The sequence below is a fragment of the Amycolatopsis sp. lyj-108 genome (assembly GCF_046549005.1).
In the GTDB taxonomy this organism is placed as follows: Bacteria; Actinomycetota; Actinomycetes; order Mycobacteriales; family Pseudonocardiaceae; genus Amycolatopsis.
Map to the genome: position 1 here is coordinate 58,709 of NZ_JAJPWQ010000007.1, position 7,559 is coordinate 66,267.

A 7,559-nucleotide genomic window follows, 5' to 3' on the forward strand; every position below is an offset into this window, starting at 1 on the left:
CGAAATGGAGAATCATGAACCAGTTATTGCTGCCGCTGCTCCTGATGCTCGTTGTGGCGATTCCGCTCGTCATGGGCACCCGTAAGCAGAAGAAGGCGGCGGCAGCGCAGCAGGAGCTGCTCTCGAGCCTGGCTCCCGGTGACCGGGTGATGACCACCTCCGGTCTCTACGCGTCTGTCGCCGACGCTTCCGCCGACACCACGATCGACCTCGAGATCGCTCCCGGTGTCGTGACGACCTGGCTGCGTCAGGCCGTCCGCGAGAAGGTCGCGCCGGTCGTCGAGACTGACGAAGACACGATCGACGACGAGGCCGTCGTCGAGGAGCCGGTCGTCGAGTCGAAGGACGACGAGCGCGTCGAGGAGAAGTCCGGCGCGCAGATCGCTCCTCCGCTGGAGCACGGCAAGAAGTAGCGGTTGTAAGGCCATCCCCGACACCAGACTTTCGTAGGTGCGGGGCCAACGCCGGGCTCACGCAGCACCGAGTAGTGTCTCGGTGCTGCGTGCGTGTCCGTCGTCATAGTCGTGCCCGTTCACCGGGCATCGTCATCGAGGCAGGTTCGCGGTACCACCGGACTCCCGTCCGGTGTGTGAACAGCCAAGTCCATTGGGGAACACCCAGTCCGTTCGAGGAGACCGAAGCACAGTGGCCGCACCGGCCGGGCATCTCCGCCCGGGACGCTATCTCGCCTTCTTCGCCCTGATCCTGGTGGCGCTGTACGCCCTGGTGTTCTTCACCGGTAGCGGAAAGCCGACGCCGAAGCTCGGCATCGATCTGCAAGGCGGCACGAGGGTTACGCTGACCGCCCGCAATCCCGACGGCGGCGACCCTCCGCGGGAGTCCCTCGAACAGGCCCGCTCGATCATCGAGCGCCGGGTCAACGGTATCGGCGTCAGCGGCACCGAGGTCGTCCTCGACGGCAGCAACGTCGTGATCACCGTCCCCGGCGAGCAGGGCGACCAGGCCAAGGCACTTGGCAAGACCGCGAAGCTGGGCTTCCGGAAGGTCGTGACGTCGCAGCCGGTGACCCCGGTTCCGCAGCCGTCGGCCCCGCCGGCTTCGGGCACGCCGTCTTCGGCGCCGCCCACGTCATCGGGCGCCCCCGGCGTGAGCGCTCCGCCGAGCAGCCCGGCCAACGGCGGCGGTGGCGCGGTCGGCGCGCCGCAGCAGCAGCCGGACGAGAACGCGGACGAGAAGACCAAGAGGGAGATCGAGGAAGCCCGGAGCCTCCGGCAGAACCCCGATCTGCTGTCGACGGACCAGGCGAAGCAGGCCGCGGCCGCCGAGAAGGCCTTCGCGGCGCTCAACTGCGACCCCAAGGTGTCGGACCCGCTGGTCGGCAACGACCTCACCGACAAGCCACTGGTCGCCTGCGGTGACAAGAACACGATGAAGTACCTGCTGGAGCCGGAGTTCCTTCCCGGAACGCAGATCTCCGACGCCTCCTCGGCCTACGACACCCAGAACTCCCAGTGGGTCGTCAACCTGAACTTCAAGAGCGAGGGTTCCCAGATCTGGGGCGACTTCACCTCGAAGAACACCCAGAAGCAGGCGGCGTTCGTCCTCGACACGCAGGTCGTTTCCGCGCCGACCATCCAGTCCGCGATCCTCGGCGGTCAGACGCAGATCACCGGCCGGTTCAGCCAGACCGAGGCGAAGGACCTGGCGGATGTGCTGAAGTACGGTTCGCTGCCGCTGTCGTTCGAGTCCTCGGACGCGACCACGGTGTCCGCGACGCTGGGTCTCGCGTCGCTGCAGGCGGGTCTCATCGCCGGCGGTATCGGCCTGCTGGCCGTGTTCATCTACTGCATGTTCTATTACCGGCTGCTCGGCCTGCTGACGATTCTGTCGCTCGGCTTGTCGTTCGCGATCGTGTACGGGGTCCTGGTGCTGCTGGGGCGGTGGATCGGGTACACCCTCGACCTCGCCGGCGTGGCGGGCCTGATCATCGCGATCGGTATCACCGCGGACTCGTTCGTCATCTACTTCGAACGATTGAAGGACGAGATCCGCGAAGGCAGAACCTTCCGATCCGCGGTACCGCGCGGCTGGTCCCGTGCCCAGCGCACGATTCTCGCGGCGGACGCGGTCAGCTTCCTCGCCGCGGCGGTCCTCTACCTGCTGGCCGTCGGTGACGTGAAGGGCTTCGCGTTCACTCTCGGCATGTCGACGGTGCTCGACCTCGTCGTGGTCTACCTCGTGACGCATCCGCTGGTCGCGATGATCTCCCGGTCGAAGTCGAAGTTCCTGTCCAACCCCAAGAATCTCGGCCTCGGCGCCGTGCAGCAGCTGGGCTCGGAGCGCAAGGCGGCCCGTCCCGCCACCGGTCGCCCGAACGTCAAGGAGGCGTGACCGTGGTCGACGAGAAGAACACCACCGAGACCAAACGCGAGAGCGTCTTCCACCGGATGTACGTCGGCAGCGGCGTGTTCAACGTCGTCGGCGTCCGCAAGCGCTGGTACCTCTTCTTCGGCGCCCTGGTGCTGGTGTGCATCGCGTCGATGGGGGTCAAGGGCTTCAACTTCGGCATCGACTTCGAAGGCGGCACCCAGATCCAGCTGCCCGCCAACGGCAAGAGCGGGCAGATCACCGAAGAGCGGGCCAAGGAGGTCTTCGCCGCCTCGCTTGGCAAGCCCGCCGACGAGGCGCAGAAGGTCGGCAGCGGCGTCTCGTCGACCATCCAGCTCCGTTCGGACACCTTGGACGCGGCCGAGGTCGCCAAGGTGAAGCAGGCCCTGTTCCAGGAACTGGGCCCGATCGGGACCTCCGGCCAGCCCAGTGTCCAGGCGATCAGTGACAGCGCGGTGAGCGCGTCCTGGGGCGGGGAGATCTCCCGGCAGGCGCTGATCGCGCTCGGGGTCTTCCTGCTGGCGGTCACGCTGTTCCTGGCGTTGTACTTCGACCCCCGGATGGCGGCCGCGGCACTGGTCACCCTGCTGAACGACATCGTGGTGACGGCGGGTGTGTACTCGCTGATCGGTTTCGAGGTCACGCCGGCGACGGTGATCGGTCTGCTGACGATCCTCGGGTTCTCGCTGTACGACACGGTGGTGGTGTTCGACAAGGTCCGCGAAAACACGCGTGGCCTGCTCGGCCTGACCCGCCGGACCTACGGGGAAGCGGCGAACCTGGCGTTGAACCAGACGCTGATGCGTTCGTTCAACACCTCGTTGATCGCGGCGCTGCCGATTCTCGGTCTGCTCGTGATCGGCTACCTCCTGCTCGGTTCCGGCACCCTGCAGGAGCTCGCGCTGGTGCAGCTCACCGGCACCGTGGTCGGCGTGCTGTCGTCGGTCGCGCTGGCGACTCCGCTGCTGGTCGACTTCAAGATGCGTGACCCGAAGTACCGGCAGCAGGCCGATCGGGTCGCCTCGCGACGCGCGAACCAGGCCCGCAAGGCCGCCGCGGAGCGCGACGACGACTTCGATCCGGCCGACGAGGACTCGCTGGCCGCCGAACTCCGCAAGGAGAGGGCGTACGCCGCCGCGGCGAGCGTCCCCGCCCGGAACCAGAAGGCCCACAAGGGCCGCCCCTCGGGCAAGCGCAAGAGGTAATCCCGGCCGTCAAACGCTAGGAAAGGTCCTTTCATTGCAAAATTTGCAATGAAAGGACCTTTCCTAGCGTTCAGGGACCGGAAGCACGACTGGAGAGCAGGAAGTACATGGAGCTGGACAAGGCACTCGACCTGATCGCCGACGTGCCGGACTTCCCGGAACCCGGCGTGCTGTTCCGGGACCTGAGTCCGCTGTTCGCCGACGCGGCGGGCTTCAAGGCGGTCACCGACGCGCTGGCCGCCACCGTCGATCCCGACGTCGACCTGCTGGCAGGAGTCGAAGCGCGCGGGTTCCTGCTCGCCGCCGCCGTCGGCTACTCCCGCGGCCTCGGCGTGGCGTTGATCCGCAAACCCGGCAAGCTGCCCAGGGTCGCGGGCCGGGTCGATTACACGCTGGAGTACGGCACCGCGACCGTCGAACTCCCCGAAGGTGTCGTCGCGCCTGGTCAGCGTGTCGCGGTCCTCGACGACGTGCTCGCCACCGGCGGCACGGTCGCGGCCACCTGCAAACTGCTGGAAGACGCGAAAGCGCAGGTCACCGGGGTGTCGGTGGTCATGGAACTCGCCGGGCTCGGCGGTCGTTCCGTGCTTGAAGGGCGTCGTGTGGAGGCCCTCCGGGTGTGTTGAGCGGGCGTCCTCAGTGTGCCGCAAGGAGGAGCGGCTACGCTTGACGTCCGAAGGCCGCACGAAGCGCAGGAGGTGCGGGTGAGCCAAGAGCTCGATGCCGCGGTGTCCTCGAAGGACGGCACCGAGCAGAACGGTGCGACGCGACAGGGGGCCGCGCCGACACCGTCCGCGACGCGCCGTGTCCGCGCCCGTCTCGCCCGCCGGATCACCGCCCAGCGCGCCGCGCCGGTCAAACAGGTACTCGAGCCGCTCGCCGTCAGTCACCGCGAACTGCATCCGAACGCCGACCTCGCGCAGCTCCAGCGCGCCTACGACGTCGCCGAAGAGCTCCACCGGGAGCAGCGGCGCAAGTCCGGCGACCCGTACATCACCCATCCGCTCGCGGTCGCGACCATCCTCGCCGAACTCGGCATGGACACCACGACGCTGGTCGCCGCGCTGCTGCACGACACCGTCGAGGACACCGGCTATTCGCTGGAGAGCCTGAAAGCGGACTTCGGTGAGAAGGTCGGCGAGCTCGTCGACGGCGTCACCAAACTGGACAAGGTCAAGCTCGGCACGGCGGCCGAGGCCGAGACCATCCGCAAGATGGTCATCGCGATGGCGCGGGACCCGCGCGTGCTGGTCATCAAGCTGGCCGACCGGCTGCACAACATGCGCACGATGCGCTTCCTGCCGCCCGAGAAGCAGGCCCGCAAGGCGCGCGAGACCCTCGAGGTCCTCGCCCCGCTGGCGCACCGGCTCGGCATGGCGACGGTCAAATGGGAGCTGGAGGACCTGGCGTTCGCCATCCTGCAGCCGAAGAAGTACGACGAGATCGTCCGGCTGGTCGCCGATCGCGCGCCTTCGCGGGACACGTACCTGCGCTCGGTGATCACCGAGCTGACCGGCAACCTCGAAGGCTCGCGGATCACCGCCAAGGTCGAGGGCAGGCCGAAGCACTACTACTCGATCCACCAGAAGATGATCGTCCGCGGCCGCGACCTGGACGACATCCACGACCTGGTGGGCGTGCGGATCCTGGTCGAGGACGTCCGTGACTGCTACGCCGCGATGGGTGTCGTCCACGCGCTGTGGCAGCCGGTCCCCGGCCGGTTCAAGGACTACATCGCGCAGCCGCGGTTCGGCGTCTACCAGTCGTTGCACACCACGGTGATCGGCCCGGACGGCAAACCGCTGGAAGTCCAGATCCGCACCTACGAGATGCACCGCACCGCCGAGTACGGCATCGCCGCGCACTGGCGGTACAAGGAGACCAAGGGCACCCACAACGGGAACGCCGTGGACGTCGACGAGATGGCCTGGATGCGCCAGCTCCTCGACTGGCAGCGTGAGGCCGCGGACCCAGGCGACTTCCTGGAGTCGCTCCGCTACGAGCTCGCCTCGCGCGAGATCTTCGTGTTCACGCCCAAGGGTGACGTGATCACGCTGCCGGTCGATTCGACGCCGGTCGACTTCGCCTACGCCGTGCACACCGAGGTCGGGCACCGCTGTATCGGCGCCCGCGTCAACGGCAGGCTCGTCGCGCTCGAGCGCAAGCTGGAGAACGGCGAGGTCATCGAGATCTTCACCTCGAAGGCCGAGACGGCGGGGCCGAGCCGCGACTGGCTGCAGTTCGCCGGTTCGCCCAAGGCCCGCGCGAAGATCCGCCAGTGGTTCGCCAAGGAACGCCGCGACGAGGCGATCGAAGGCGGCAAGGAGGCCATCACCAAGGAGGTCCGCAAGGTCGGCCTCCCGATCCAGCGGCTGGTCTCCGCCGAGTCGATGGGCGCGGTCGCCACCGAACTCCGGCACCCCGACATCAGTTCGCTGTACGCCGCCGTCGGCGAGGGCCACACCAGCGCGAAGCACGTCGTGCAACGCCTGGTCGCGCTCATCGGCGGGGTCGACGAGGCGGAGGAGGAGCTCGCCGAGCGCGCGACCCCGTCCACCGTCACCCGCCGCCGCGGCTCGAACGACGTCGGTGTCGTGGTGAAGGGCGCCAGCGACGTCTGGGCCAAACTCGCCCGTTGCTGCACGCCGGTGCCTGGCGACGAGATCCTCGGTTTCGTCACGCGAGGCGGCGGTGTCAGCGTCCACCGGACCGACTGCACCAACGCCGACGACCTGACAGCGCAGCCCGAACGGCTGGTCGAGGTCGAGTGGGCGCCGTCGGCCTCGTCGGTGTTCCTCGTCGCGATCCAGGTCGAGGCGCTGGACCGGCACCGTCTGCTCTCGGACGTCACCAAGGTGCTCGCGGACGAGAAGGTCAACATCCTGTCCGCGTCGGTGACGACGTCTCGCGACAGGGTCGCGGTCAGCCGGTTCTCCTTCGAGATGGGCGACCCGAAGCACCTCGGCCACGTGCTGAAGGTGGTCCGGGGCGTCGAGGGCGTTTACGACGTGTATCGGGTCACTTCGGCTTCGTGACCACCAGTGGGCCCCAGTTAGGGTTCATGGCATGACTGACGGGTTCGAGTTCACTCGCGACGGCGAGGTCGCGCGGCTGACGTTCACCAGGCCGGAGAAGATGAACGCGATCACCTACGGGATGTGGTCGGCGATCCCGGACGTGGTGGCGCGGGTGGAGGCGGACCCGGCGATCAAGGTCCTCGTGCTGACCGGCGCGGGTGCGCATTTCTCGGCGGGCGCGGACATCAGCGAGTTCCGTGACCTGCGGTCCACCGCCGAGGCGGCCGAGACCTACGACAAGGCCGTCGACGGTGCCGTGGCGGCGCTGACCGCGTCGCGGAAGCCGACGGTGGCGATGATCCAGGGGAACTGCATCGGCGGCGGTTGTCAGCTCTCGGTCGCCTGCGACTTCCGTTTCGCCGCCGAGGGTGCACGTTTCGGCATCACGCCGGCGAAGCTCGGGATCGTCTACCACTTCGACTCGACACGGCAGCTGGTCTCGTTGGTCGGCCCCGCGAACGCGAAGTACTTCCTGCTTTCGGGCGAACTCGTCGACGCGCGGCGGGCACGGGAGATCGGGCTGCTCAACGACGTCTTCCCCGCCGGCGAGCTGGAGGTCTTGACGGCGAAGTTCGTCGAGACGCTGGCTTCGCGCTCTCAGGCGTCGGTGCGCGGGATGAACCGCATCATCGAGAAGATCGTTGCCGGGCAACAGGAATCCGACGCCGAAGTGGACGAGATCCGGCTCGGTGCCCTGCACGGCGAGGACTACGCCGAGGGTGTGGCCGCGTTCCTGGCGCGGAGGCCGCCGAGGTTCACCTACCGCTGAGGCCCGTTGGTCGTACTGCGTAGCCGGCCGGTCACCGCTCGACGAATGAGCGTCCGTTCGGCGGGAACCTGGCGAGGCAAACGGCATAATCACGGATTCCGATGGAGTAGTTCTCGTCGCCGTGCCGCTTTGCTTTCACTCGGCGTGCTCGATTGAATT

General features: G+C 67.7%; 6 protein-coding genes. All 6 read left to right on the forward strand.

Annotation, left to right across the window (positions count from 1 at the left end; all coding sequences use genetic code 11):
• Positions 1 to 14: 14 nt before the first annotated feature.
• Positions 15 to 413 (forward strand): preprotein translocase subunit YajC, encoded by a 399-nt coding sequence (yajC, locus tag ACLJO0_RS24900; RefSeq protein WP_410580771.1) that lies wholly within the window; start codon positions 15 to 17, stop codon positions 411 to 413.
• A 232-nt stretch (positions 414 to 645) separates the two neighbouring features.
• Positions 646 to 2,352: a protein translocase subunit SecD gene (gene secD, locus ACLJO0_RS24905; RefSeq protein ID WP_410580772.1), complete on the forward strand. Its 1,707-nt coding sequence runs from the start codon at positions 646 to 648 to the stop codon at positions 2,350 to 2,352.
• A gap of 56 nt (positions 2,353 to 2,408) precedes the next feature.
• Positions 2,409 to 3,554 (forward strand): protein translocase subunit SecF, encoded by a 1,146-nt coding sequence (gene secF, locus ACLJO0_RS24910; RefSeq protein ID WP_410581241.1) that lies wholly within the window; start codon positions 2,409 to 2,411, stop codon positions 3,552 to 3,554.
• Between the two features lie 107 nt (positions 3,555 to 3,661).
• Complete coding sequence (locus tag ACLJO0_RS24915; RefSeq protein ID WP_125788103.1) at positions 3,662 to 4,180, forward strand: adenine phosphoribosyltransferase; 519 nt, start codon at positions 3,662 to 3,664, stop codon at positions 4,178 to 4,180.
• Between the two features lie 102 nt (positions 4,181 to 4,282).
• Positions 4,283 to 6,589: a RelA/SpoT family protein gene (locus ACLJO0_RS24920; protein ID WP_410581243.1), complete on the forward strand. Its 2,307-nt coding sequence runs from the start codon at positions 4,283 to 4,285 to the stop codon at positions 6,587 to 6,589.
• 31 nt (positions 6,590 to 6,620) lie between these two features.
• Positions 6,621 to 7,400 carry an enoyl-CoA hydratase/isomerase family protein gene (locus ACLJO0_RS24925; RefSeq protein ID WP_410580773.1) on the forward strand — a complete coding sequence of 260 codons (780 nt, stop codon included), beginning with the start codon at positions 6,621 to 6,623 and terminating at the stop codon, positions 7,398 to 7,400.
• The last annotated feature ends 159 nt before the right edge of the window (positions 7,401 to 7,559 follow it).